The 25,141-nt window shown below is 65.6% G+C and carries 25 protein-coding genes; 11 read left to right on the top strand and 14 right to left on the bottom strand.

Annotated features, from left to right (window positions below; genetic code table 11):
• Positions 1-26: 26 nt before the first annotated feature.
• Positions 27-287 (bottom strand): helix-turn-helix domain-containing protein, encoded by a 261-nt coding sequence (locus ACZ1JC_RS05135; RefSeq protein WP_465139001.1) that lies wholly within the window; start codon positions 285-287, stop codon positions 27-29.
• A gap of 283 nt (positions 288-570) precedes the next feature.
• On the opposite strand from ACZ1JC_RS05135, the gene ACZ1JC_RS05140 reads away from it, so the two are divergent.
• On the top strand, positions 571-1,917 hold the full coding sequence (locus tag ACZ1JC_RS05140) for a GntP family permease (protein WP_465139000.1): 1,347 nt from the start codon (positions 571-573) through the stop codon (positions 1,915-1,917).
• Between the two features lie 16 nt (positions 1,918-1,933).
• Positions 1,934-2,611 (top strand): FadR/GntR family transcriptional regulator, encoded by a 678-nt coding sequence (locus tag ACZ1JC_RS05145; protein ID WP_465138999.1) that lies wholly within the window; start codon positions 1,934-1,936, stop codon positions 2,609-2,611.
• Positions 2,612-2,710: 99 nt separating this feature from the next.
• Here the strand turns inward: ACZ1JC_RS05145 and ACZ1JC_RS05150 are convergent, their stop codons facing one another.
• Positions 2,711-3,196 (bottom strand): gluconokinase, encoded by a 486-nt coding sequence (locus ACZ1JC_RS05150; RefSeq protein ID WP_465140289.1) that lies wholly within the window; start codon positions 3,194-3,196, stop codon positions 2,711-2,713.
• A gap of 479 nt (positions 3,197-3,675) precedes the next feature.
• Between ACZ1JC_RS05150 and ACZ1JC_RS05155 the strand changes: the two genes are divergently transcribed.
• The 3 genes from ACZ1JC_RS05155 to alkB are packed head-to-tail and all read left to right on the top strand — an operon-like array spanning position 3,676 to position 5,550.
• On the top strand, positions 3,676-4,188 hold the full coding sequence (locus ACZ1JC_RS05155; RefSeq protein WP_465138998.1) for a methylated-DNA--[protein]-cysteine S-methyltransferase: 513 nt from the start codon (positions 3,676-3,678) through the stop codon (positions 4,186-4,188).
• Positions 4,185-4,919 carry a 2OG-Fe(II) oxygenase gene (locus ACZ1JC_RS05160; RefSeq protein WP_465138997.1) on the top strand — a complete coding sequence of 245 codons (735 nt, stop codon included), beginning with the start codon at positions 4,185-4,187 and terminating at the stop codon, positions 4,917-4,919. The genes ACZ1JC_RS05155 and ACZ1JC_RS05160 overlap by 4 nt, the downstream gene beginning before the upstream one ends.
• Complete coding sequence (gene alkB / locus ACZ1JC_RS05165) at positions 4,909-5,550, top strand: DNA oxidative demethylase AlkB (RefSeq protein WP_465138996.1); 642 nt, start codon at positions 4,909-4,911, stop codon at positions 5,548-5,550. Before ACZ1JC_RS05160 ends, alkB begins: the two co-directional genes overlap by 11 nt.
• Here the strand turns inward: alkB and ACZ1JC_RS05170 are convergent.
• Complete coding sequence (locus tag ACZ1JC_RS05170; protein WP_465138995.1) at positions 5,452-6,966, bottom strand: aminotransferase-like domain-containing protein; 1,515 nt, start codon at positions 6,964-6,966, stop codon at positions 5,452-5,454. The two genes, alkB and ACZ1JC_RS05170, sit on opposite strands and share 99 nt — an antisense overlap.
• Positions 6,967-7,078: 112 nt before the next feature.
• Between ACZ1JC_RS05170 and ACZ1JC_RS05175 the strand changes: the two genes are divergently transcribed.
• From ACZ1JC_RS05175 to ACZ1JC_RS05185, 3 genes are all read left to right on the top strand, one after another.
• On the top strand, positions 7,079-8,014 hold the full coding sequence (locus ACZ1JC_RS05175; protein ID WP_465138994.1) for a DMT family transporter: 936 nt from the start codon (positions 7,079-7,081) through the stop codon (positions 8,012-8,014).
• A gap of 270 nt (positions 8,015-8,284) precedes the next feature.
• On the top strand, positions 8,285-9,241 hold the full coding sequence (gene pip, locus ACZ1JC_RS05180; RefSeq protein ID WP_465138993.1) for a prolyl aminopeptidase: 957 nt from the start codon (positions 8,285-8,287) through the stop codon (positions 9,239-9,241).
• 201 nt (positions 9,242-9,442) lie between these two features.
• Positions 9,443-10,312 carry an exonuclease domain-containing protein gene (locus ACZ1JC_RS05185; RefSeq protein WP_465138992.1) on the top strand — a complete coding sequence of 290 codons (870 nt, stop codon included), beginning with the start codon at positions 9,443-9,445 and terminating at the stop codon, positions 10,310-10,312.
• A gap of 14 nt (positions 10,313-10,326) precedes the next feature.
• Here ACZ1JC_RS05185 and ACZ1JC_RS05190 read toward each other — a convergent pair whose 3' ends face one another.
• The 9 genes from ACZ1JC_RS05190 to ACZ1JC_RS05230 all read right to left on the bottom strand — a co-directional run bounded on the left by ACZ1JC_RS05190 (position 10,327) and on the right by ACZ1JC_RS05230 (position 19,519).
• Positions 10,327-11,394, bottom strand: coding sequence for a phosphotransferase (locus ACZ1JC_RS05190; protein ID WP_465138991.1), 1,068 nt, complete (start codon positions 11,392-11,394; stop codon positions 10,327-10,329).
• Between the two features lie 3 nt (positions 11,395-11,397).
• Positions 11,398-12,612, bottom strand: a complete 1,215-nt coding sequence (locus ACZ1JC_RS05195; protein WP_465138990.1) for an acyl-CoA dehydrogenase family protein — start codon at positions 12,610-12,612, stop codon at positions 11,398-11,400.
• Positions 12,609-13,154, bottom strand: a complete 546-nt coding sequence (locus tag ACZ1JC_RS05200; protein ID WP_465138989.1) for a VOC family protein — start codon at positions 13,152-13,154, stop codon at positions 12,609-12,611. The genes ACZ1JC_RS05195 and ACZ1JC_RS05200 overlap by 4 nt, the downstream gene beginning before the upstream one ends.
• Positions 13,155-13,227: 73 nt before the next feature.
• Complete coding sequence (locus ACZ1JC_RS05205; RefSeq protein WP_465138988.1) at positions 13,228-14,658, bottom strand: 2-oxo acid dehydrogenase subunit E2; 1,431 nt, start codon at positions 14,656-14,658, stop codon at positions 13,228-13,230.
• A gap of 13 nt (positions 14,659-14,671) precedes the next feature.
• Positions 14,672-15,685, bottom strand: coding sequence for an alpha-ketoacid dehydrogenase subunit beta (locus ACZ1JC_RS05210; RefSeq protein ID WP_465138987.1), 1,014 nt, complete (start codon positions 15,683-15,685; stop codon positions 14,672-14,674).
• A gap of 16 nt (positions 15,686-15,701) precedes the next feature.
• The gene (locus tag ACZ1JC_RS05215; protein ID WP_465140288.1) at positions 15,702-16,691 is read right to left on the bottom strand and encodes a thiamine pyrophosphate-dependent dehydrogenase E1 component subunit alpha; all 990 of its coding nucleotides are present in this window, start codon (positions 16,689-16,691) and stop codon (positions 15,702-15,704) included.
• 46 nt (positions 16,692-16,737) lie between these two features.
• On the bottom strand, positions 16,738-17,946 hold the full coding sequence (locus ACZ1JC_RS05220) for an acyl-CoA dehydrogenase family protein (RefSeq protein WP_465138986.1): 1,209 nt from the start codon (positions 17,944-17,946) through the stop codon (positions 16,738-16,740).
• 5 nt (positions 17,947-17,951) lie between these two features.
• Positions 17,952-19,124 carry a thiolase family protein gene (locus tag ACZ1JC_RS05225; protein ID WP_465138985.1) on the bottom strand — a complete coding sequence of 391 codons (1,173 nt, stop codon included), beginning with the start codon at positions 19,122-19,124 and terminating at the stop codon, positions 17,952-17,954.
• Positions 19,121-19,519: a Zn-ribbon domain-containing OB-fold protein gene (locus ACZ1JC_RS05230; RefSeq protein ID WP_465138984.1), complete on the bottom strand. Its 399-nt coding sequence runs from the start codon at positions 19,517-19,519 to the stop codon at positions 19,121-19,123. Before ACZ1JC_RS05230 ends, ACZ1JC_RS05225 begins: the two co-directional genes overlap by 4 nt.
• 139 nt (positions 19,520-19,658) lie before the next feature.
• Between ACZ1JC_RS05230 and ACZ1JC_RS05235 the strand changes: the two genes are divergently transcribed.
• Both ACZ1JC_RS05235 and ACZ1JC_RS05240 read left to right on the top strand, forming a co-directional pair.
• On the top strand, positions 19,659-21,293 hold the full coding sequence (locus ACZ1JC_RS05235) for a GMC family oxidoreductase (RefSeq protein WP_465138983.1): 1,635 nt from the start codon (positions 19,659-19,661) through the stop codon (positions 21,291-21,293).
• A gap of 177 nt (positions 21,294-21,470) precedes the next feature.
• On the top strand, positions 21,471-21,827 hold the full coding sequence (locus tag ACZ1JC_RS05240; protein WP_465138982.1) for an Imm8 family immunity protein: 357 nt from the start codon (positions 21,471-21,473) through the stop codon (positions 21,825-21,827).
• A gap of 318 nt (positions 21,828-22,145) precedes the next feature.
• Here ACZ1JC_RS05240 and ACZ1JC_RS05245 read toward each other — a convergent pair whose 3' ends face one another.
• Positions 22,146-22,919, bottom strand: coding sequence for a helix-turn-helix transcriptional regulator (locus tag ACZ1JC_RS05245; protein WP_465138981.1), 774 nt, complete (start codon positions 22,917-22,919; stop codon positions 22,146-22,148).
• Between the two features lie 167 nt (positions 22,920-23,086).
• Between ACZ1JC_RS05245 and ACZ1JC_RS05250 the strand changes: the two genes are divergently transcribed.
• Positions 23,087-24,205, top strand: a complete 1,119-nt coding sequence (locus ACZ1JC_RS05250) for an acyl-CoA dehydrogenase family protein (RefSeq protein ID WP_465138980.1) — start codon at positions 23,087-23,089, stop codon at positions 24,203-24,205.
• A 169-nt stretch (positions 24,206-24,374) separates the two neighbouring features.
• On the opposite strand, the gene ACZ1JC_RS05255 is transcribed toward ACZ1JC_RS05250, so the two are convergent.
• Positions 24,375-25,139, bottom strand: a complete 765-nt coding sequence (locus tag ACZ1JC_RS05255) for a ThuA domain-containing protein (RefSeq protein WP_465138979.1) — start codon at positions 25,137-25,139, stop codon at positions 24,375-24,377.
• Between the last annotated feature and the right edge of the window lie 2 nt (positions 25,140-25,141).

The raw sequence follows: 25,141 nt of genomic DNA on the forward strand, positions 1-25,141 counted from the left end.
GTCCGTCTCCCCTGCCGCCTTAAGGATCAGAATGCCGAAGGCGCCAGCCGCCCGGCGGCAATGGCCACCTGGGTGCGGTTGCGCACGTTCAGCTTGCGCATCAGCGCGGTCATGTGAACCTTCACCGTGGCTTCGGCCATGCCCAGTTCGTAGGCGATCTGCTTGTTCAGCAGGCCGGACCGCACACAGCGCAGAACCTTCAGCTGCGTCGGCGTGAAATGGGGTGCTTCCGCCAGTGCCTCTCGCCGGCTGGCAGGAATCGTGCACGGATCTGCAGCGTGGTGCATCGGCTTCTCTCCCTTGACCCAATTCTTGGCGGCGCCGTTCGTTGAGCGCGGTGATACGGGAATCAGTCTGACAGGTTCAAGCGGATTCTGCCGTCAGGCACGAAATCATGTGGAATATGCGCGCGCGCCAGCTATAACCTGTCCAACAGGTTTTCACGGGATGCACGCCCGTCAAACGGAAACAATAAGGGGAGAGGCGGGGAATGACGCCGTCATTTCATCGGGCAGGACCGCTCGGCAAAAGGATAACCGACAGGGTCGCACCGCCGGGAGCCGACGAGACGTGACTCCGGAAGACGTAAGGCTGGTCCTTTCCGCCGTCGCCGGCATTGCGCTGTCCATCGCGCTTATCGTTCGCGGCCGTCTTCATCCCTTCGTCGGGCTGCTGTGCGGCGCTTTCACGGTGGGCATTCTGGCCGGAATCCCGCTGGAAGAGACCGTGAAGGCCGTGGAGAAAGGCGCCGGCACGATCCTTGGCGGCACCGGACTGGTGGTGGCACTGGGGCTGGGCCTTGGCGCCATGCTGCAACTGTCGAACGGGGCTGCCGGGCTGGCGCGCGCGGCGCTGGGCGTCTCCGGAGTCAGGGGGGCGCCCTGGGCCAGCCTCTTTACCGCGCTGCTGATCGGCCTGCCGCTGTTCTTCGAGACCGGGCTGGTGCTGCTGCTGCCGATCGTCGCCTCCGCGGCGGCGGCGCTGCCCAAGGGGCAAGACGACGACGATGCCAAGCTGCGGCTGATGCTGCCGGCACTGGCCGGCCTTACCGTCATTCACGCGCTGGTGCCGCCGCATCCGGGGCCGCTGCTGGCGGTCAACGCGCTGGGCGCCAACCTTGGCCTTACGCTCGCTTATGGCCTGCTGGTGGGCATTCCCACTGCCATCGTCGCTGGCCCGGTGCTGGCGCGCTTCACGGCGCGCGGGGTCCGGCTCAGTCCGCCGCTGCTGGCACCCGCGACCATCGACGTGGCAACGCCTTCGGTCGGCCGCGCGCTGGCCGCGGTTCTCCTGCCGGTGCTGCTGATCGCCGCCGGGCAGGCGCTCGCCCTCGCCCCGCCGGCCCTCGCGGCACGGCTGGCATGGGTGGCGTGGACGGGCGATCCAGTCGTCGCCCTGCTGCTGGCCAACCTTTTCGCCCTGCCGCTGCTGTTCGGGCACCGTTTGGGCGAACGCCGCATCCAGGAATCGATCTGGGCGGAAGCCATGAAACCGGCCGGCGGCATCCTGCTGGCTATCGGCGCTGGCGGCGCGCTGAAGCAAGTGCTCGTCAGTGCCGGGCTTTCGGACATGCTGGTGCGCCTTGCCGGCGGGGGCGCGATTTCTCCCCTGCTGCTGGCCTGGGGCATCGCCGTCTGCATCCGCCTCGCCACCGGATCGGCCACCGTCGCCACGATCACCACGGCCGGCGTGATGGAGGGGCTGGTCGCCAGTTCGGGCGTCGCGCCCGAATGGATGGTGCTGGCGATCGGCGCCGGCTCGGTGTTCTTCTCCCACGTCAACGACCCCGGCTTCTGGCTGGTGAAGAGCTACCTCGGCACCGACATGCCCGGCACGTTCCGCACCTGGTCGATCATGGAAACCGTTGTCGCGGTGGTGGGCCTGCTGCTGGTGCTGGCCGGCAGCAGCCTGTTCTAGGCGTATAGGAGCTTCGATGAACCAGCCGCGCCTTTCCGATCATGCCTATGCGGGCATCGTGGAGATCATCAAGACCGGGAATCTGGAGGTTGGCGCGCGCCTGCCGTCCGAAGCGCGGCTGGCGGAACGGTTCGGCGTATCGCGCGCCATCGTGCGCGAAGCGCTGGTGCGCCTGGCTTCCGACGGCATTACCGAGGCGCGGCGCGGCGCCGGCTCCTTCGTCAAGAGCCGCCCTTCCGATCGGCTCGCCGCCTTCATGCCGATGACCGAGCTGCCCGCGACGCTGGGCAGCTATGAGGTGCGCTTCGTGCTGGAAGCGGAAGCGGCGCGTCTTGCCGCGACCCGGCGCACGTCGGTGGAAATGGCCCATGTGGAGGAAGGGCTGGAAATGCTGCGTTCCGCCCTGCTGTCGAACGCGCCGGCCCATGTCGAGGACCGGGAACTGCATCGCCGCATCGCCGCGGCCACGGGCAATCCCGCCTTCCTGATCGCCTTCGATGCGCTGTGGTCCGATGTCGAGAAGATCATGCGCGCCGGCGTGGACATCTCCCGCTCCCGCTCACCGGACGTGATCGCCACGATGCTGCGCGAACATGAGGTGATAGTGGCGGCGATCCGCGCGCAGGATGCCGAAGGCGCTGCATTGGCGATGCGCTGGCACTTGTGGGAAGGCCGCCGCCGCCTGATGCCTTAGAGCATTTTCCAATCAGATGGAATCATCTGATGACTCGGAAAATGCGTCAAACCAGAAGCTTAGAGCAGTTGATCCGATGCAATCGGATCGGAAGCTGCTCTAAGTGATGCGAAGATCGCGCAGCACCCGGTCGCGCAGGATTTCAGGCGGCTGCTCGCTGTCCAGAATCAGCGCCTGCTCACGGTCCAGCGGGTATTCCAGCGTGGCCAGCTGGCTGTCGAGCAAGCTTGCCGGCATGTAATGGCCGGGGCGGTTCTCCATGCGTGCGACCAGCTTTTCCCGATCGGTTTCCAGCAGCACGAAGCGCACAGGCTCGCCGATGGCCGCGCGCAAACGGTCGCGATAGATGAGCCGCAGCGCGGAGCATGCGATCACCGCCCGGCCGCGCAGCGAAACCGCCTTGGCCCCGGCCTCTCCCAACCGGTCCAGCCAGGGCCAGCGATCCTCGTCCGTCAAGGCCTGCCCGGCGCGCATCTTCTCCACCGCATCGGCCGAATGGTACGCATCGCCTTCAAGGAAATCGCAATCCAGCGCCTCTGCCAGCATCGCGCCCAGCGTCGATTTCCCGCAACCGCTGACGCCCATCACGATCACGGCGCCGTCTGGCTGGCCGGAGTTTACGGAAGATCCTGGCAAAACGCGGTCCTTGCTGTCCGAACACGCCCGGCGGGCGCATCGCTTCTGTCGCGGCCCAAGGTATAGAGCCGCAGCCTGCCGCCGAATACTACGACCTTCGTCGCAGGTGCCTCTGCCGCCCGTTTGAAAATTCGCGAAATGCGAATTTTGCGGCACCGGCCCTCTCCCGTTCCGAAGAACACGAAAAGGTCCGGGGGACCTTTTCGCTGAGGGGGCCTACCACCCGCAGGATACTACCGATGGGTGGTAGGGTGGGGGAGCGGGCCGGTGCCGCCTCAAAAATGCCCCTGCGGGCATTTTTCAAACGGACTCTGCCAGCGCTTCACCCATAATCCGGCGCGCAGTAAGTGGTTTTGAACGCAAGGATCGGATCGCTGGCGATCATCGCCTGCCCTAACGCGCAAGGCAGGCGATGAAGGACGAAGATCATGAATACCGGGAAAGAGACTTTGCACTATGCGATCGGTACCGCCCGGCTGGGCACAGTGATCGCCGCGACGAGCGCGGGCGGCGTTGCCGCCATCCTGATGGCCGACGATGCGACGCGGGCACTGCGCGACTTGCGCGCCGCCTTTCCGGAGGCCGCGCTGATCGCCGACGGGGAAACGGCCGGCCCGGCGCTCGCCGCCGCCATCGCGCTGGTCGATGCGCCCCAGGGAGATTTCCCGTTGCCGCTCGACATGCGCGGGAATGCGCAGGAACTGGCCGTGTGGCAGGCGCTGCGGGCGATCCCGCCCGGCGAAACGCGCAGCTATGGCGCGCTGGCGAAAACGCTGGACATGGCGATCACCGCACAGGAAGTGGGCGCGGCCTGCGCCGCCAATCGCATCGCGGTGGCCATTCCCTGCCACCGCGTGGTCAAGGCCGACGGCGGCATTTCCGGCTATCGCTGGGGCGTCCATCGCAAGCGCAAGCTCATCAATATGGAAGCGGTGGCATGAAAGACGACATGAAAGTGGACAGGGCCACGCTGGAAACGCGCATCGCCGGCTATGACTGGCAGGCCCTGGCGGCCGACCTCGATCGCGATGGCTGGGCCGTGCTGCCGGGCCTGCTGGACGGCGCGGAATGCGATGCCATGGCGGATCTCTATGGACCGACTCCCGTGTTTCGCAGCCACATCCACATGGCGCGCCACGGCTTCGGCCTGGGTGAATACCGCTATTTCGCCTATCCGCTGCCGCCGCTGGTGCAGGCGGCGCGGACCTCCCTATACCCGCACATTGCCCCGATCGCGAACCGCTGGCACGAACGGATGGGAATCGATGTGCGCTTTCCGGCCGATCACGCGGAATTCCTCGAACGCTGCCACGCCGCCGGCCAGCGCCGCCCCACGCCATTGCTGCTGCAATACGGACGGGGCGATTACAACTGCCTGCATCAGGATCTCTATGGTGAGCATGTGTTCCCCCTTCAGGTCGCCGTGCTGCTCTCCGCGCCGGGCACCGATTTCACCGGCGGCGAATTCGTGCTGACCGAGCAGCGCCCGCGCATGCAGTCGCGCGCGACGGTGGTGCCGCTGGGCAAGGGCGACGGCGTGGTGTTCGCGGTCAACATGCGCCCGCAGCGCGGCACGCGCGGCGACTATCGCGTCATGCTGCGCCACGGCGTCAGCACGCTGCGCTCGGGCAAACGACATGCCTTGGGGATCATCTTCCACGATGCTGCCTGACTTGTTCGCCCATGAACGGCGTGATGCCACTCTAGGGCCCGATGCGGGAATTCTGGGCGGCTTCGCGCTGGATATCGCCGATCGGCTGATCGCGGAAATCCGGCGGATGAATGCCGATACCCCGTTCCGGAACATGGAGACGCGGGGCGGCCGGCGACTGTCGGTAGCGATGTTCAATTGCGGCGCGGTGGGCTGGATATCCGATCAATCCGGCTATCGCTACACCGCGATCGATCCGGAAACGGGCGCGCCGTGGCCCGCGCTGCCGCCGCTGTTCGTCGACCTGGCCGGTCGCGCCGCCGCCGCGCTGGGCTTTGCCGGCTTCGTGCCCGACGCCTGCCTGGTCAACCGCTACCTGCCCGGAACGCGCCTGTCGCTTCATCAGGACATGGATGAGCGGGACAAGGCGGCGCCTATCGTCTCGGTCTCGCTCGGCTTGCCCGCCACGTTCCTATGGGGTGGTTTCCAGCGCAGCGACCGCCCCGCCCGGCATCGTCTGGTCCACGGTGACGTTGCCGTGTGGGGCGGCCGGTCACGCATGGTCTTCCACGGCATCGACGCCTTGAAGGACGGTGTCCATCCCGCAACCGGCGCCTTGCGCTACAACCTTACCTTCCGGAAAGCCCGGTGATTGGCCGGAAGGCCCAGTTTGGGGGCCCGTGATCGGCGCGCGCTCCTGAAGCACGGCGGCGATCACGCGCAATGCGTTCTCGCTGGTTTGCGCGACGTTGAAACGCATGAAGGGCGCGGCGCTTTGGCTGGGGCTGAACACGTTGCCGGGGGCCAGCACCACATCGCGCGACAGGCAGCCTTGTGCCAGCGCGGCACTGTCTACTCCGCCCGGCAAGCGGCACCACAAAGTGAAACCGCCAACGGGGTTGCCTTGCGGAACAATGCCCATCGGCGCCAGCCGCTCCGCCAGCGCCTTGCGTGCCTTGGTCAGCTTGCGCCGGAGATTTTCCATGTGCCGCCGATAACCGCCGCCGGCCAGCACCCGGCTTATGGCGGCGGTGGCGATGGGGCTCGGCCCGCCGAAGCCGGTCGCCAACTGCAGGTCGGTCAGCGCCTCGATCCATTCGGGGCGCGCGGCGATGTAGCCGCAGCGGAGCGCCGCCGACAGCGTCTTGGAAAAGCTGCCGATGCGGATCACACCCGAAAGCCCGTCCAGCGCGGCCATCGTCGGCGCGCCGGGGGCGAAATCGGCGAAGATGTCATCCTCGACGATCACCATGCCGTGCGCCGCCGCAATTCCCGGCAGCCGATGCGCGGTAACCAGGCTGAGGCTGGCGCCCGACGGATTGTGCAGGTTCGAATTGGTGATGTAGAGGCGCGGCCGCTCGGCGGCGACGATCGCCTCGAACTGGTCCGGATCCGGGCCGGTCGGTGTGAACGGCACGCTGACCGCGCGCACATCGTGTGCGGCAACCAGCGCCTGATAATTGAAGTAGCACGGGTCATCCAGAAGGACAGTATCTCCGGGCTTCAGTAGTAGGCGGCAGATCAGGTCCAGCGCCTGCGATCCTGAATGAGTCAGCAGGATGCGGTCCGGTTCGCATGTCAGCCCTTCCGCGGCAAAGCGCAGCGCGATCTGGCGGCGCAGCACCGGATCGCCGGCCGTGGTCCCGTAGAGAGCGAGCAGTTCGGGATCCCGACTGACCTCGCGCAGCGCCTTTTGCAGGGCAGGTTGCGGCATCCAGTCCGGCGGCAGCCAGCCACAGCCCGGCTTGTCCGACACTTGCGTGAAATCGAGCGACTGCCGCGATACCCAGAACGGATCGATCGCGTGCTCGCGCTGCGGCGTCCGTGCGGCGGGGCTTTGCGGCGCGCCGGCAAGCGGGCTGACGAAAAAGCCGGAGCGTGGAACCGCCTCGATAAGCCCGTCGGCAACCAGCCGGTCATAGGCTTCGACCACCGTCGCCGGCGAGACACCGAAACTTGCCGCGCTGGCCCGCACCGATGGCAGGCGATCCCCCGAACACAGCAGACGCGCGGCAATCCGGCTGCGAATCCCCTCCATCACGCGCCCGGTCTGTGTCTCTTGGCCCATTTTGTGTTACTCTCTATACCAATACAGATTGTCCATACTGTATCGTTCTGTCACTGGGATCGCCAGCGCCTTCGCCTAAAATCGACACGCATCGGATCGCGAAGGAAGAGTTGTGCAGGAACAGTGCGAAGGGCAGATCAATTCCAGAAGCAGCCGTCAGGTAGACGGTCGCGCAAGCAGATGGGCGGATTTCCGCGGCAGCGGCTGGAGCAGCGGTCTGCTGGCCGTGGCGATTTTCAGCGGATCGATGCCGGCAACGCGCCTTGCGGTTCTGGACATCGCCCCCCTCCTGCTGACCAGCGTGCGCGCCCTGATCGCGGGCGGACTGGCATTTCTCCTGCTGGCCGGCCGGCGCCAGCCGCTCCCCGCGCGGGGCCATTGGCCGAAGCTGGGTGTGGTGGCGACATGCTGCGTCATCGGCTTTCCCTTGTTTTCGGCGCTGGCCCTGCTGCACATGTCCTCGGCGCGTTCACTGGTGTTCATGGGCCTGCTGCCGCTCAGCACCGCGATCTTCGGCGTGATCCGTGGGGGAGAGCGCCCTTCGCACGCGTTCTGGATCTTCGCTCTCGTCGGCGCCCTGGCGGTCGCCTCTTTCGCTCTCCTGAAGGGCGGGGAGACATCCGCGCTGGGGGATGGCCTGATGATCCTGGCCATTGCCGTCTGCGGCCTCGGCTATGCCGAAGGTGCGGTGGTCAGCCGGGAACTGGGCGGGTGGCAGGTAATCTGTTGGGCGCTGGTACTCAGCGCGCCACTGGCCGCAGGAGGCGCGATCGCGTTCTGGCCGGCGGGCGGCATGGCCGGCGTACATGCCTCAAGCTGGCTGGGGCTGGCCTATGTCTCCGTCTTTTCGATGCTTGTCGGCTTCGTGTTCTGGTACCGCGGGCTCAGCCTGGGCGGGATAGCCAGGGTCGGACAATTGCAATTGCTGCAGCCGTTCCTGGGACTGGGGCTAGCCGCCTTCCTCTTGCGGGAACACGTTGCCCCGGCGATGCTGGCTGCGACCCTGGTCGTGGTCGCCTGCGTGGCCGGCGCGAAGCGCTTCGCCTGAGACCGTTTGAAAATTCGCGAAATGCGAATTTTGCGGCACCGGCCCTCTCCCGTTCCGAAGAACACGAAAAGGTCCGGGGGACCTTTTCGCTGAGGGGGCCTACCACCCATCGGTAGTATCCTGCGGGTGGTAGGGTGGGGGAGAGGGCCGGTGCCGCCTCAAAAATGCCCCTGCGGGCATTTTTCAAACGGACTCCGAGCCCGATCCAATAAAGATCGACGAAGGCACCCCACCCTTCCCTTCGCCAGGAAAATCGTCGAGGATCAGGACATGCTACGTCAACCCTACCCGCTCGTCGAACCCTATGAAACCGGCACGCTCGATACCGGTGACGGCCACAGCATCTATTACGAGCGCTGCGGAACACCAGGCGCCAAGCCGGCAGTCTTCCTGCATGGCGGCCCGGGGGGCGGCATTTCACCGGCGCATCGGGGCCTGTTCGATCCGGAACTCTACGATGTGCTGCTGTTCGACCAGCGCGGCTGCGGCCGGTCCACACCGCACGCCTCGCTGGAAAACAACACCACCTGGCATCTGGTGGCCGATATCGAACGCCTGCGGCAACTCGCCGGTGTCGACCAATGGCTGGTTTTCGGCGGGTCCTGGGGGTCCACGCTCGCGCTCGCCTATGCGCAGACGCATCCTGAACGCGTGAGCGAGTTGATCCTGCGCGGCATCTACATGTGCACGCGGCCGGAGCTAGATTGGTTCTACCAGTTCGGCGTATCGCAGATGTTCCCGGACAAGTACGAACGCTTCCTGGCGCCGATCCCCGAGGCCGAGCGGGGCGATATGCTGCACGCCTACCATCGCCGCCTGACTTCCGGATCGACCGAGGACCAGATCGAGGCGGCACGGGCCTGGAGCCTGTACGAGGGTGAAGTGATCACCCTGATGCCGGATCCCGCCACGTCGCAGCAGCATGACGATGGCCATTTCGCGCTGGCGTTCGCGCGTCTGGAAACGCACTATTTCGTCAATGACTGCTGGCTCGAACCGGACCAGCTTCTGCGCGATACGGACAAGCTTCGCGCGATTCCGGGCACGATCGTCCACGGACGCTACGACATGCCCTGTCCGGCCCATTACGCCTGGGCGCTGCACAAGGCATGGCCCGAGGCGGATTTCCATCTGATAGAAGGCGCCGGACATGCCTATTCGGAGCCGGGCATCCTGGATCGTTTGATCCGCGCGACGGACCGATATGCGAACAAGGGTGGCGACTAGGATCAGGACCCATAAATGACATCATCGACCCGACCAGAAGCAGCGGCAATAGCCACGCAAGCGTAATTCGGGCTCGAGGACCATCGCGGCCTTTTTGACGGGCAAAACGACTCTCCTGCACGTCGCCATTGGGAAATTCTCAAGCCCGATGGGTAGCCCACGCGCATCGCGCTTTCCGGGGCGACCTGCTACAGGATCGCCATGAAGCTTCCTGACTCGAACGCCCCTTTCGCTCTGGACGATGCCCCCGCTGCCGAAAACCCGGACTTCGTCGTGGTCGATGTCGAGACCGCCTGCGCGCGGGTCAGCAGCATCTGCCAGATCGGCATCGTCGGCTTTAGGAATGGCCAGGAGGTCTTCGCCTACGAAACGCTGATCGATCCGCTCGACGACTTCTCCACATTCAACATCGGCATCCATGGCATTTCGCCCGAACACGTGGCGGGCAAGCCGACCTTTGGCGATATCCACGGCATCGTCGCAGGGCACCTGGCCGGACGTGTCACGGTCGCCCATTCCGGGTTCGACAAGGGTGCGCTGTCCGCGGCCTGCCGGATCGGCGGCCTGCCCTTCATCGAAACCACCTGGCTGGACAGCGTGCGCGTGGCCAAGCGGGCGTGGCCGCAATTGCCCAATCACCGCCTCAACACGCTCGCCAGCCATCTGAAAGTCCGCCACCGGCATCACGACGCGCTCAGCGATGCGCGGGCGGCGGGCATGGTCATCCTCCGCGCCATTGAGGAGACCGGCATCGATCTGCAAGGCTGGCTGGCCAAGCCCGCAAAACCCGGAAAGGCCCCGCGCGCCGCTTCCACCGGCACGTTGAAGGGCCAACGCATCGCGATCCTGGGCGAACGGCGGGACGAGGGCCTGGCCCAATTTCTGGCCGCGCACGGTGCGCGCGTGGTGTCCAGCGTCGGCACGACCACGACGATGCTGGTCATCAGCGCGCGCCAGCCATTCGGTCGCTGGGCGGCTGCTCACGCGGAGTATCGCAAGGCCGAAAGCCTGCGCAACACTGGCGCAGGCTTGGAAATCGTCACCGAAGCGGAACTGCGCGCCCGTCTTTAGGACAGGCGCAGAATTCACTCTATCGCAGCCATGCTTTCGCGGGCCATGCGGGCGAGGGCGGGAAAGCTTTCCGCCCGGCTGGCCGCCTGCGCATTAGCGGCATTGCCGCGCAGCACCCGGCCCTTGATGCCGTGGAAGATCGCGGCCAGGCGGAACAGGTTGAACGCCACATAGAACTCGTAGTTGGCAATGCCCTCCCGCCCCGTGCGCGCGCAATAGGCCGCGACGTAGTCCTGCTCGGAGGGGATGTTCAGCGCGGCAAGATCGGCACCGATCAGGCCCGGCACGATCTCCGGCGGCATCCGGTACATCAGCGTGTGATAGGCGAAATCCGCCAGCGGGTGGCCCAGCGTGGAAAGCTCCCAGTCCAGCACCGCCAGGACGCGCGGCTGCGTGGGGTGGAAGATCATGTTGTCGCAGCGGCAGTCGCCGTGGATCACCGAGGTCTCATCCCCCGGCGGGATCAGCGCGGGCAGCGCCTCCACCAGCGCGTCCATGTCGGCATTGCGACCGGCTAATTCGTCGGCCTGGTACTGCTTGGTCCAGCGGCCGATCTGCCGCGCGAAGTAATTGCCCGGCTTGCCGTAATCGCCCAGCCCCACCGCATCGGGATCGATGGCATGCAGCGCCGCCATCGTCCCGTTCATTGCATCGAAATACGCCGGCCGCTCCTCGCGAGAGACCTCAGGGAAAGTCGCATCCCAGAAGATGCGCCCCTCCACCATGTCCATCACATAGAACCAGGTGCCGATCACCGCATCGTCCGTGCACAGGCCATGGATGCGCGCGACCGGAAAGCCCGCCGTGCCCAGCGCCATCTGCACCCGCGCCTCGCGGTCTACCGCATGCGCGCCGGGCAGCAGGTCTCCGGGCGGCTTGCGGCGCAGCACATAGTTGCGCGCAGGCGTGGAGAGGCGGTAGGTCGGGTTGGACTGCCCGCCCTTGAACTGCTCCACCATGAGCGGCCCGGCAAAACCCTCGACATGCTCCGCCATCCAGCGCGCCAGCGCCGCCTCGTCGAAGCGATAGCCTTCGCGGACGGGCACGGTGCCCGCGTTGTCGGCAGCGAGATCGACGGCCATCGCTTACGCCGCCTGCTCTGCGCGGGCGGCCTCTTGCGCCTGCTTCCATTCGCGCTTGATCTTCTTGGCAAGCGACCATTTGTGCACTTCGGTCGGCCCGTCATAGATGCGGAAGGCGCGGATTTCGCGGAACACCTGCTCCACGATCGTCCGGTCGGTAACCCCCGTGCCGCCCATCACCTGCACGCAGTTGTCGGCGATCTTCATCAAAGCCTCGCTGACCGAGACTTTCGCCATCGAGCTTTCGACGGTGCCAAGCGATCCGGTGTCCAGCACGCCAGCGCACCAGTCGATCATCAGCCGGCACTGCTGGATCAGGATGCGGTTTTCCGCGAGCATGAAACCCACCCCTTCGTGATCGATCAGCGTCTTGCCGAAAGCCTCGCGCCGGCAGGCATAGTCCACGGCGATCTCGTGCGCGCGGATGCAGGCGCCCAGCCAGCGCATGCAGTGCGAAAGGCGCGCGGGGCTGAGGCGGATCTGCGCATACTTGAAGCCCTCACCCGGTTCGCCCAGCATCTGCGCGGCGGGAACGCGCAGATCGCGGATCGTCACGGTGGAATGGCCGCCGGGCATCGAACTGTCGATGGTGTTCGGCACTTCGTCGATCACGATGGCGGGATCGGGCAGGTCGACCAGGAACATGCAGGCCCCGCCCTTGCTCCCCTCATCCACCGATGCGGCCATGACGATGCCCACCATCGCCCCCTTGGCACCCGTGATGAAAGTCTTGCGCCCGTCGATCACCCAGTGGTCGCCATCGCGGCGGCAGGTGGTCTTCATCATCGACGGGTCGGACCCGGCGCCGCCCCAGTCGGCCGGTTCGGTCATGAAGAAGGCGGAACGGCCCTTGCCCTCCACCAGCGGCTGCAGGAACCGCGCCTTCAATTCGGGCGAGCCGACATGGCCGATCAGGTACATGTTGCCCTCATCGGGCGCCATGGTGTTGCAGGCTAGCGGGCCCATCGGAGAGAGGCCGGAGCGGATCAGCACTTCGGCCGTCTCGCGCTGGGTCAGGTGGCTGCCGTCGGCGCGGATATGCGGGGTGAGCACACCCGCCGCGCGCGCCTTGCCGCGCATTTCCATGACGAGATCGTCGGTCGGCGCGCCGTGATGGTCGCGGCGCGAGTCGTTCTCGTAAGGCACCACGACTTCGCGCACGAACGCCTCGACGCGGTCGGCCATGGCGGCGGCGTAGGGGGAGAGCGGCGCGCTCATTGCAGCACCCGCACGGGATCGCTGCCGTCCCAGTCGCGCGCGGCGGCCTTCATCATCTCGAACAGGCCCTCCGATCCGGCCATGGGCTGCAGGTATTCGATCACAAAGCCTGGGCCCTGGCCGGGATCGACGTAGATCACCTCGCCATCGTCGCCCACTTTGCCCTCCACGATCACTTCGGCGCCCACTTCGGCGCAGGCGCGGCGTGCCTCGGCAATGTCCTTCACGAAGACGCAAACGTGGTGCAGTCGGTCGCGCACCGCATATTCGCCGGTGTAGAGCGACGGGGCTGTGCTCTCGGTGCGGATCAGCTCGATCTGGATATCGCCCCAGTAGCCGATCGCCATCGAGAAGGTGGCATCGGTGGGCTGCCCCTTGTACTTCATCTCGCCCAATCGCACGTCGTTCAGCACGAAGAACGGGCCGACGCCCACGGTTTCGATCCAGTACGTCAGCGCGGCGTCGAAATCGCTGGGGAAGTAGGCCAGCTGGATCACGTCCCCCAGTGCTTTGAGCGGTCCCGGTTTGGCCGGACTTGTCATGGCTTGTCCTCTAAAGCGTTTTCAAGTCAGGTGGCACACCTGACGACTCGGAAAATGCGACAAATAAAAGCGCTCAGGCGAAGAGGCCCTGCGGCTCCTCGATGAGGGTTTTCAGCGTCTGCAGGAACTGCGCGCCGGCAGCGCCGTCGATGGCGCGGTGATCGACCGAGAGCGTGAGCGCGATCCGCGTTTCGAACGCCACGCCGCCAGCGGCCGTTTCCACCGGCTGGCGCTGCGCAGCGCCGACGGCCAGGATCGCGCCCTGCGGCGGGTTGATGATCGCATCGAAGTTCTCGACCCCGAACATGCCCAGATTGGAGACGGAGAACGTGCCGCCTTCCATATCCTCCATGCCGAGGCCCTTACCTTGCGCCTTGTCGATCAGGCGGCGGGTTTCGGCCGCAAGCTGGTCGATCCGCATCCGGTCCGCCTGCCGCACCACCGGGGTGACGAGGCCCTTGGGGCCGGCCACCGCAATCGCAATGTCGGCATGGGGAAAGCGGTAGATGTCCGTGCCGTGGACCTGCACGTTGACCTCCGGATGGCGGACGAGCGCCATGGCACAAGCCTTGACCACCCAGTCGTTCACCGAAGCCTTGCAGCCCAGCACCAGATTGGCGCTCCCCCGCAAGTCCAGCAGCGCATCGGCGCGGGCGGACAGGCGCAAGTAGAAGTGCGGGATTTCCTGCTTCGCCTGCGTCAGCCGCTGGGCGACGATCTTGCGGATGCGGTCGAAGGGAAAGATCTCCGGCTGGTTGGCGCCGGCGACGAAAGCGGGCGGTGCCAAGCCATCCGAATTGGCCGGCGCGGGAACCAGCGCGAGCACGTCAGCCTTGGAAATGCGGCCACGCGGGCCGGTTCCGGTGACCCCGGCCAGCACGATCCCGTGCAGCGCGGCGATGCGGCGGGCGAGCGGGGATGCGAAGACTTTCGCGTCGTCCTCGGGCAGCGCCAAAGCGCCCTTCAGCACCGGGCTGGCCGGTCCGCGCATGGCCTTGATCACGTCCTGATGAGTGATGCGGCCACCCCGCCCCGATCCCTCGATGGCAGCGATATCGACGCTTTCCTCTTCCGCGAGCCGCAGCGCCTCCGGGCTGATCGGGCGATTGGTCTCTATCGGCACGCGCACGCGTTCGGGCGTGCCAGCGATGGCGCCGATCGGCTCCGCCACCTTCGCCTTCGACGCGCCCTGGGCCACGCCGCCCTCGGCGGGCGTGAAACCGGCTATGAAGGCGTCGATCTCGTCATCCGAGTGCGCCCCCTCGTCGAACACGGCCAGCAGCGCGCCCACTGGCTCGGCCTCGGTGCCGCCGGTGACGATGATGCGGCGTACGGTGGCGTCGTATTCGGCCTCAACCTCGTTGGTGATCTTGGCGGTCTCGATCAGGCACAGCGTCTGGCCGCGCGTGAAGCTGTCGCCTTCCTTGACCATCCATTCGGCCACGGTCCCTTCCGTCATCTCGATGCCCCACTTGGGCATCGTGAAAGCGCGGATCCTGCTCATGACGGCGCCCTCCTCAACGGTATGCCAGCGTCTTGCGGACGGCGGCGGCGACTTTCGCGGGGCTGGGCAGGTAAGCGCCCTCCAACTCGCGGGCGAACGGCACCGGGGTATGCGGCGCGGTGACCATCTCGATGGGGGCCCTGAGGCTGGCGAAAGCCTTGTTCGCCACCAGCGCGGCAATGTCGGTGGCAAGGCTGCAGCGGGGCGGTGCCTCGTCCACGATCACCAGCCGCCCGGTCGCCTCCACGGAATCGAGGATCGCTTCCTCATCGAGCGGAGAGGTGGTGCGCATGTCGATCACGTCGCAGCCCACGCCGTCCTGCGCCAGGTCGTCGGCGGCGGTCTCCGCATAACCGACCATCATGCCGGAGGCGACGATCGTCACATCCTCACCCGCCCGCGCGAGCCGCGCGTGGCCGAAGGGGATGACGAAGTCCGGATCGTCCGGCACTTCGCCGGTCATCGCATAGAGAAACTTGTGCTCCAAAAAGACCACCGGATCGTCGTCCCGGATCGCCTGCCGCAGCAGTCCGCAGGCATCGGCCGGGGTCGCGGGCATGACGACCTTCAGGCCGGGCATGGAGGTCACGAACTGGCTGATCATCTGGCTGTGCTGCGCGGCGGCGTTGTAGCCCGCGCCGCAGGGCATGCGGATCACCGCCGGGCAGACCGACTTGCCGCCGAACATGTAGCGGAACTTGGCGATCTGGTTCCACAACTGGTCCATGCAAACGCCGATGAAGTCCGCGAACATGATCTCCGCCACCGGCCGCTTGCCCGCCAGAGCGAGGCCGCCCGCGGCGCCCATGATCGCGCTTTCGCTGATCGGCGTATCGATTACCCGATCCGGCCCGAAGGCATCATAGAACCCTGTCGAGGTGGACCAGATGCCGCCGATCGCCTCGGGACCTCCGGCCGTGCCCATGCCGCCCACTACGTCCTCGCCCAGCACGACGACGCGCGGATCGCGCTGCATTTCCTGGAATATCGTGCCGCGAATGGCGTCGCGATACATCATTTTAGCCATGTGTTTCGCTCCGCCGTCAGTAGCTGATGTAAACGTTTTCGAGGACGTTCTCAGGGCTCGGCCGGGCCGCCGCGCGCGATGCCGTGACGGCCTGCTCGATGGTGCCGAGCGCATCGCTATCCACCGCGTCCAGATCGGCGTCGGTCAGCAGTTTCGCCCCGGTCACCTTCTCGCGGAACTTGCGCAGGCAGTCGCGCGTGGCACGCAGCCGGTCCAGCTCCCCTTCCCCGCGATAGCGCTGGGGATCGCCTTCGAAGTGACCGAAGAAGCGCTCGGTATCGAATTCCACCGCCGCCGGGCCGTTGCCGGGCGTGCGCACGAATTCCAGCACTTCGCCGAAAGTGTCGAATACCGAGAAGAAGTCCGTCCCGTCCGCCCGCCAGACTTTCATGCCGAAAGCCTCGGCGCGGCTGGCGATGTCCTGCGCGGTGCCCACGGCATAGGCATCGCCGGTATGTTCCGAATAGTGGTTGTTCTCGAAGACGAAGATCGCCGGCGCCTTGGTGACGACGGCCAGGTTCATCGCCTCGAACGTGGTGCCCTGATTGCACGCCCCGTCGCCCGAAAAGGCGATGGATACGGCCAGCTTGCCATTCTCGTCCGGCCCGTCGATCTTGTTCGAAAGCGCCGCGCCCACCGCGATCGGCGCGCCCGCGCCGACGATGCCGTTGGCGCCCAGCATGCCCTTGTCGATATCGGCGATGTGCATGGAGCCGCCCTTGCCGTTGCACAGGCCTTCCTGGCTGCCCCAGATCTCCTTCATCATCCCGGTCACGTCGCAGCCCTTGGCCAGGCAGTGACCATGGCCGCGATGGGTGGAGACGATCTTGTCCCGCTCCGACAGGTGTTCGCACACGCCGACCGCCACGGCTTCCTGCCCGCAGTAGAGGTGCGTGAAGCCGGCGATTTCCCCGGTCTGGATCTCCTCGTGAAGGCGTTCCTCGAATTCGCGGATCAGCTTCATCTGCCGATAGGCGCGCGTCAGCGCCTCGCGGTTCAGTTGCATCCCGGCTTCCTCTCCCATTGTGGTCCGCATGTCTTCACGGTTCCCTTCAAAGGCCCAATACGGACTTGGCGATGATGGTGCTCTGCACCTCGTTTGTCCCCCCGAAAATCGTCCAGGCCCGGCTGTTGAGATAACGGGCGGCGGCGACTTGCGCGGCGCGTGAGTGAACCGGCTCCGGCGCATTGGCGCCATAGAGCGGGCGTGAGGTTTCCAGCTGGAGCCCGGCGATGCCGAACAGGTCTACCGCGAGCAGGTCGATCTCCTGCCGCAAGTTCGATGCCAGCAGCTTGGTGAGCGAGGTCTGTGGCCCCGGCTTCCGGCCCTTGGCGATTTCGGAGATGATCTTCAGCTCGATCATTTCCAGCGCTTCCACGCCCAGCCGCGCCTTGGCCATGCGGCGGCGCCATTCGATGCCGTCCGCCAGAGCCCCGCCGTTCCCGTCGCTTTCCGCTTTGGCCGCCGCCTCGATCTGGGCGAGGTCGTAGCCGAGTTTGGGCGCATGGCACGATCCGCCGCGCTCATTTTCAAGCAGGAACTTGGCGATGGTCCAGCCCTGCCCTTCCTCGCCCACCAGGTTCTCGGCGGGCACGCGCACGTCTTCCAGGAAGACCTGATTGACCTCATGGTCGCCCGCCGTCGTCAGGATCGGCCGCACCGAAACGCCGGGGCTGGCAAGGTCGATCAGCAGGAACGAGATGCCCGCCTGCTTCTTCACCTCCGGATCGGTGCGCACCAGCGTGAACATACCGTTGGCGTGGTGGGCATGGGTGGTCCAGATCTTCGATCCGTTGACCACGTAGTGGTCGCCGTCTCGCACCGCGCGCGTCTTCAGGCTGGCAAGGTCGGACCCCGCGCCGGGCTCCGAAAAGCCCTGGCACCAGTAATCCTCGCCGGAAAGGATGCGCGGCAGATAGCGGGCCTTCTGCGCCGCGCTGCCGAACGTCCAAAGCACCGGGGCCAGCAGCTTCAGGCCCAGCACGGTCAGGTTCGGCGCGCCGGCGGCGGCGCATTCCTTCTCGAACAGGTAACGCTGCAGCGGCGTCCAGCCGGTGCCGCCATGTTCGACCGGCCACTGATAGCCCAGCCACCCCTTCGCGGCCAGCACCGCGTTCCAGGCCTGCCCGATGTCCGGCTCGACGAAGACCGAAGGCGTGGCGGCGGCGCCGGCCTTCACCGCATCGGGCAGATGATCGCGCAGGAAGGCGCGCACATCCTCACGGAAAGCTTCGTCGGCGGGGGAGAGTTCGATGTCCATCCGTTCTATCGTTCCAGAATCGTCACCGCGGATACGCCCGGCGCGCCGTAGACGTGGCTGTAGGCCGTCTTGGGGCCGCCCCGCCTGTGGCCGGGCACCTGACGGCCGCCGCCGTCCCCGCGCAATTGCACCACGTTTTCGTAGACCTGCCGCAGACCCGAAGCGCCGATCGGCTCTCCGCAGGCAAGGCAGCCGCCATCGGTGTTGACCGGCAGCGTCCCGCCGATCTCGGTCCATCCTTCGGCCAGCCAGCGTTCCTGATCGCCATCGGCGCAGAAGCCGTTTTCGGCCATGTGCATGATCTCCGCACCCGCCTCGGTATCCTGAAGCTGCGCCACGTCGATGTCGCCCGGACCGATCCCGGCCAGACGGAAGGCATCGGCGGAGGCGATGCGCGTGGCGGTGCCGCGCGGCGCGCTGTCGTCCGCCACCACGTCCACGCTGGGCGCAAAAACCTCGAAACTGTGCGGCGGGCGGGTGCGCATGGTCGCTGCCTTCAGGCGGACCAGCGGCTTGCCCAGTTCGCGCGCCTTCTTCTCGCTGGCGAGGACCAGCGCAACACCGCCCTCGGCCGGAGAGCAGAACATGTACTTGGTGTAGGGATCCGATACGAGCGGGGCAGAGAGGATCTCCTCGATCGGCACCGGCTGGCGCCGCCAGGCGTGCGGCGCATGGGCGCCGTTGCGAAAGGCCTTTTCCGCCACGCGGGCCAGCGTCTGGTGGGAGATACCGAACATGTGCATGTAGCGCATGATCTTCGCCGCGAAGAACTGGGTGGTGACCATGTAGCCCGCCTCCCCGTACCAGTCCGGCAAGTTGTATTCGCTGGGCAGAGCGTTGAAGGCGCCGCGCGGATGCTTGTCGAACCCGACGGCAAGGCCAAGCTCGAACTCGCCCGACTTGATCGCCATCTGCGCCGAAAACAGCGCCGATCCGCCCGCCGCGCAGCCGTTGCGCACATTGATGAACTGTACGCCGGTCAGCCCCAGCCGGTCCACCATCGTATCCGGGTTTCCGGCTGCGTCCGAACTGCCATAGGCAAACTGGATTTGCGGCCAGTCCACGCCCGCATCGGCCAGCGCTTGCCGCACCGCGAAGACGCCCTGATCGACGCCCGACAGACCATCGGTGCGCCCGAAGGGATGGATGCCGATGCCGACGATGCAGACGTCGCTCATGCCCTGCCTCCCTCGATCGGCGCGAAGGCCGGAATGGCCAGCGGCTCGACCGCATCGGGGTCGAGCGGCACTTGCACGAGGCGCAGCGGCATGCCGATCTCCACGGCATCGAACGCCACGCCCACCAGCCGCGCCTCCACGATCACCTCGCCCGGCAACTCGACATAGGCGACGATCCACGGCGCAAAGGCTTCCGGCCCCGCGTAAGGCGGTGTCTTGGGGCGATAGCGCTGCACGGTGTAGGACCAGAGCCGACCCTCGCGCGCCAATGGCACGGGATCGCAAGCGTCGCCGGCAGGGCAGGGAAACACCACGCGCCCGGTGGTCCGCTCACGGCCGCCCAGCAGCCGGGGCGGCGTTTCGTCGGTGAACAGGCCTTCGGCAATGGCGCGCATCGTTCTCCCCATCTCTCGGCTTTCGAGTCCGTTGATGTGAATGATTTAAGCGTGCCCGCCCCGGCTTTGTGACTCACCAAAACGCTAGGGTAGCCAATGTGCCAGTTCGTGCGACGCAGTGGGGCGGGAGAACGAAGCCATGGCAAAGAGCTGGGACTACATCATCGTCGGCGCCGGTTCGGCCGGCTGCGTCATGGCGGAACGGCTGAGCGCGGATGGCCGCGCGCAAGTGCTGCTGCTGGAAGCGGGCGGCACCAACGACAGCTTCTGGGTCACCCTGCCCAAGGGCGTGGCAAAGCTGGTGAAGAAGCCCGAACACATGTGGGCCTATCCAGTCAGCCAGCCGCGCGAGGAAGGCGCCAACGAGGCGGGCGGCGAGGTCTGGATCCGGGGCAAGGGCCTTGGCGGCTCATCCTCGATCAACGGCATGATCTGGAGCCGGGGCGAACCAGCAGACTACGACGCCTGGGAAAGCGACGCGGGCGCGAGTGGCTGGAACGGCGCGAGCATGACCGCCGCCTTCCTCGAACTGGAAGACCACGCCGCCGGCGCCTCACCGATGCGCGGCAGCGGCGGCCTCGTCCATGTCGACCCCGCCTGCTACACCTACCCGCTGGCAGAACGGATGATCGAATCCGGCGAAGCGCTGGGACTGCGCCGCGTGGACGACCTCAACGCAGCGGCCGGCCCGCGCGTCGGCTATTACAGCCACAACATCCGGAATGGCCGCCGTGAATCCTCGGCACGGACTTATCTGGCGGCAGCGCGCGGGCGGCCGAACCTGACGGTGGTAACCGGCGCTCTGGCGGAGCGGATCGTGTTTGACGGCACCCGCGCCACGGGGATCGATACGGTGGTGAACGGCCAACCGCAGCACTTCGCCTGCTGTGGGGAGATCGTGGTCAGCGCGGGCGCCATGGAAAGCCCGCTGCTACTCCAGCGTTCGGGCATCGGCGATTCCGAAAGGCTGAAGGCGGCGGGGATCGCCCCGCTCGTCCATTCGCCCGACGTGGGAGAGCGGATGATCGAGCACCTGTCGATCTCGATCCCCTACCGACTGGAGCACGGGCGCGGCACCAACCGCAGCTTCTTCGGCGTGGGCGCGGCCATGGCCATGCTGCGCTATCTGCTGCGACATGACGGCGTGCTGGCAACCGGGCCTTTCGAGGTCGGCGCGTTCTGCAATGTCGCCCATCCCGACGGGCGGACGGACGCGCAGTTCTATCTGGGCGGCTACACTTTCAAGGTCGGCGATGACAAGGACCCGGTCCCGCTCGACAAGATCGACCCGCGTCCCGGCGTCACCATCTACGGCCAGTTGCTGCGCCTCACCAGCGAGAGCGCGGTGCGGGCAACCGGCCCGAACTCCGGCGACCTTGCCGACATCCGCCACAATTTCCTGACGACCGAGCACGATCGCCGCTCCGCCGTCGCCTTGGTGCGCAAGATGCGCGCTTTCATGGCCGAGGCACCGCTGGGACAGATGGTGGGCGCGGAACTGGTGCCCGGCGCAGACATCGACAGCGACGCGGCCATTCTCTCCGCGTTCCGTCGGCTCTCCAGTTGCGGCCTCCACGCCATCCGCTCCTGCCGCATGGGCAGCGATCCCGCAGCGGTGGTCGATCCGCGCCTGCGGGTGAACGGCGTGACCGGCGTGCGGGTGGCGGACTGTTCGGTGATGCCGGGCCACGTGACCGGCAACACCAACGCCCCTGCCATGGCGCTGGGTCTACGCGGCGCGAAGCTGATGCTGGAAGACCGGATTACGTTCTAGTTCGATCTCCGGGTGGCATGATTAAATCCCGACGCTGAACGACTGTCAGCTTTCTAGCGGCGTATCAATGCAGCGGAAAGTCGGCTTTATTGGGGGAAGCCGACGTATCTGCACAATTTACAAAGCCGCGTATCGAGGTAGTAGGCGGACTATCGAATCGAAATTGGTGGCCATGACATGAACATAATTTTAAAACACATAGACGTTAATGGATGGCAGGTATTGGAAGATTATCATCCAGAAATTGACGAAAATTTTATTATAGATGTTAATCTAAGAATTGGCCCCATCGATCAAGACGGCACACATGACTATAGTGTAGCCGTCTGTTCGGTAAGGCGATTAATGCACATCATCGATAGAGAGGGGCCGGTTTGCAAAAGGCATATGTTGATCGTAAATCGGTTCGATGCCCGCGAAATTAGGGACTCCATCGAGAAAATCATCGCCAAATCTGACCGGCCTACTTTCGAGGAGTCGTCCAATATATTGGCAAAATTTTTTGCATGGGAATATGAAGATTATCAAAAATAGAGGGGAAGCTAACGGCCTGCTTAAATGAAGTCGCCATCTTCGAGGCGTTAGGTATGGAAAACCATGCTAGCCATTATTGACGAAATCCTCGAATTTATCGGTATGCCGAAATCAATTTCGAGACTTCTGATTTCATCGTATTCGATTGTCGTAGGCCGCAGCACTGCGACAATGCGGCGTTTGCAGCAAAGCCCAATTTTCGTGATACGTCGCACTTCACTGTATGACCGCTTTGTCGGCGTGTCCGGAACGTCCGCCTCCGTGCGCAAATTTCGCCACGCTGCCATCCGCCTCGTTCACACTGCCTTAGCCCAGACCCTAGTTATGCAGCGAGATGTACCCCAGTTGCGCTGCCTTGAAGACGGTCTGGCTGCGGTTCACCGCGTTCAGCTTGGTCGCCGCGTTGTGGATGTGGAAGCGCACAGTGGCGCGGCTGCGGGACATGATCATGCTGATTTCCAGATCGGTCTTGCCGATCGCCGCCCAGCGCAGGCACTCCACTTCGCGCTTGGACAGGCGTGATTCCGGCGGCAGGGCCTGGGTGGATCCCATCACCTGAATATAGGTCGCTATGAAGGTGCGGGCATAGAGCCCCAGCGCGTCCGACAGGCGCAGGAAGTCTTCCGATAGGTCGGTCCGGTCCTTGTCCAGCGGGTTGAAGCTGACCGCGCCGATCTGGCCGAACGGCAGGTGCACCGGCACTGCGATGCAGGCGCGGGTCATGGCGCGCTGTTCGAAATTGGCGATGTCGATCGACTGCAGGTAGGCGTTCGGCTCACGCGTGCGGAAGCCCTGCGCATTGGCCCAGAACGGCTGGCTTTCGAAGCGGCAAGCCGTCGTCAGCGGGGAATCGAGCGCAATGCGCGAATTGCGCCACCACACCCGCTCGTCATCGCCCCAGCCGAATACTTCGATGGCCAGCACCTTGCCCTCGCCATCGACGGGGGTACGCTTGTCGGCAATGTCATGCGCCGGCGCGGCCCGGTACCCGAGGTCCATGGCGATCTTGTGCAGAGCCTCCGCCGCCGGGCGGATGTCAGCCGGCGAAGAGACGCGCACGGCGTCTATGTTTTCCTGTGACAACAGCGACATGTTTTTCCTCTCTTGGGACAGAGCGTAACGCGTCCCGCCGGGGTGCACAATTGTCCGAAAGCCGAAAAACGGCTCGTTCTGCCCTAGCCTTTTACACACTAGCCTTTTGCCCAGCGGAGATGGTCCCACGGCAGGTGCTACACCCGTGTGACAGACGGGAGAGGCATGTGAATTTCGATCTCAGCGAAGACGAGGAAATGCTCAAGGCGCTGACCGAGCGCTTCGTCACCAATACTTACGACCACACCACGCGCCGCGCGTTCCTGGCGGAACCGAGCGGGTTTTCGGGCAAGAACTGGGCGCTGTTGGGCGAACTGGGCCTGATTGCGGCGCCGTTTCCGGAAGAACTGGGCGGCCTCAGCCTCGACGCCACCGGCATCGCCACGGTGTTCGAGGCGTTGGGTCGCGGCATGGTGGTGGAGCCGCTGGCGGAAGCGTCCGTGCTCGCCGGCCGCCTGTTCGCGCTGACCGCGCCCGAGGCGCTGCGGGACGAATGGCTGGACGGGCTGCTCACCGGCGAAAAACGCCTCGCCCTCGCCCACGCCGAAGCGAAAGCACGGGACGGGATGGCATGGGTGGAGACCACAGCCGTGCCCGATAACGGCGGCTATCGGCTGGACGGGGTGAAGCCCTACTCCATCGCCGGCGGCGGGGCGGACGGCTATCTCGTCTCCGCCCGCCTGTCCGGTACGCCCACGGATGCGGAGGGCGTTGCGCTATTCCTCGTGCCTGCCGACACACCTGGCCTGTGCCGACGCGAGTGGCCGCTGGCGGACGGGTCGATTGCCGCCTCGCTGATTCTGCAAGGCGTCTCCGTACCCGAAAGTCACCGGCTGGATGGCGGCCTTGCCGCGATCGAGGAGGCGCAACAGGTCGCCGCGCTGGCCCGCTGCGCCGAAGCGCTGGGCATCATGGAGCGGATGTTCCACGACACGCTGGACTATGTCCGCACGCGCGACCAGTTCGGCGCGGCGCTGGGCTCGTTCCAGGCAATCCAGCACCGCATGGTGGCGCAATATGCTGCCATCGAGCAGAGCCGGGCGCTGCTGAACCTGGCGCTGGTCTCCTGGGGCGGCGACCGCTTTGCCGAAGCGGTGAGCGGCGCGCGGGCGTGGATCAGCGAGGCTTCGATCGTGCTGGCGCATGAGATGGTGCAGTTCCACGGCGGCATGGGCGTGACCGACGAACTGGCCATCGGCGCGGGCCACAAGCGGTTGCTGGTGCTCTCCCGCTGGCCGGAGGGGCCGGAGGCAGCGCTGGATCGCTATGCGCGGTTGTTGAATTGAAGCGGGGGGAGAAGAACAAGCGGGGCCCCCGCCTGCGCGGGGGCGACGAAGGGGTTTTTGATCGGATGTGCTGTATCCAAAACGGGCAATTGCCTCGATATTGGAATCCGCCCCGCCAAAACACCCGTCGCCCCCGCGAAGGCGGGGGCCCCGCTTCCTTTCTACAACCTCACCCCTCCCGCTGCTTGATCCAGCCGATCCCTCGGCGCAGCAGTTCATAAAACACCGGCAAATCCCAGGCACAGCGGTCCACGGTCGGCCACCAATCCAGCATCGGTTGAAGGTCGTAATGCCCCCGGCAATGGCCGAGCGTGTTGTAAAGCACCGCGCCCTTGCCGTGACGCTTGATGTACATCACCGGATGCGTGCCGATGGCGTCAGCCGCCTCCACGAAGCCGGTGCCTTCTTCGGCGCATTCGGTTTCCAGCAGCACGTGCAACTCGCCGTGGCATTCCATGTGGTAAAGTTCGTCGGTCGTCTCGAACGGTTCGATGCCTTCCACCAGCGGATGGCCGGGATCGGCCACCGTCACCGTATAGGGCGCGATCGGCGGATGGCTGACGAACTGGCTGCCCAGCAGGTCCATGAACAGCGGCGCCCAGCGCGGCGCGTCCCAGAGTCCGTTTTCCAATAGGCGCAGCACCGAATTGGTGCCGTGAAGCGCATACCAGCGCCCGCCGGCGGAAAGCCAGTCGCGCAGCACCTCCTGCGCCGCCAGTGAGGGCGTAACGTCGCAGGTATAAGTGATCAGCACATGGGCGGAGCGGATCGCGTCGAGGTTCTCGTAATCCTCGAACACGCGGGTGCGCACCGAAGGATCCTCGGCCAGAAGCTTCAGCAGTTCCAGCCGGGCGAAGTCCATGTCGTGCCAGACCCCGCCGCAGATCAACACGCAGTCGATGCGCGGCGGGCGGCTTTCAGCGGTTTCGCTCATGC

Source organism: Sphingomonas sp. BL-S-28, from assembly GCF_055521515.1.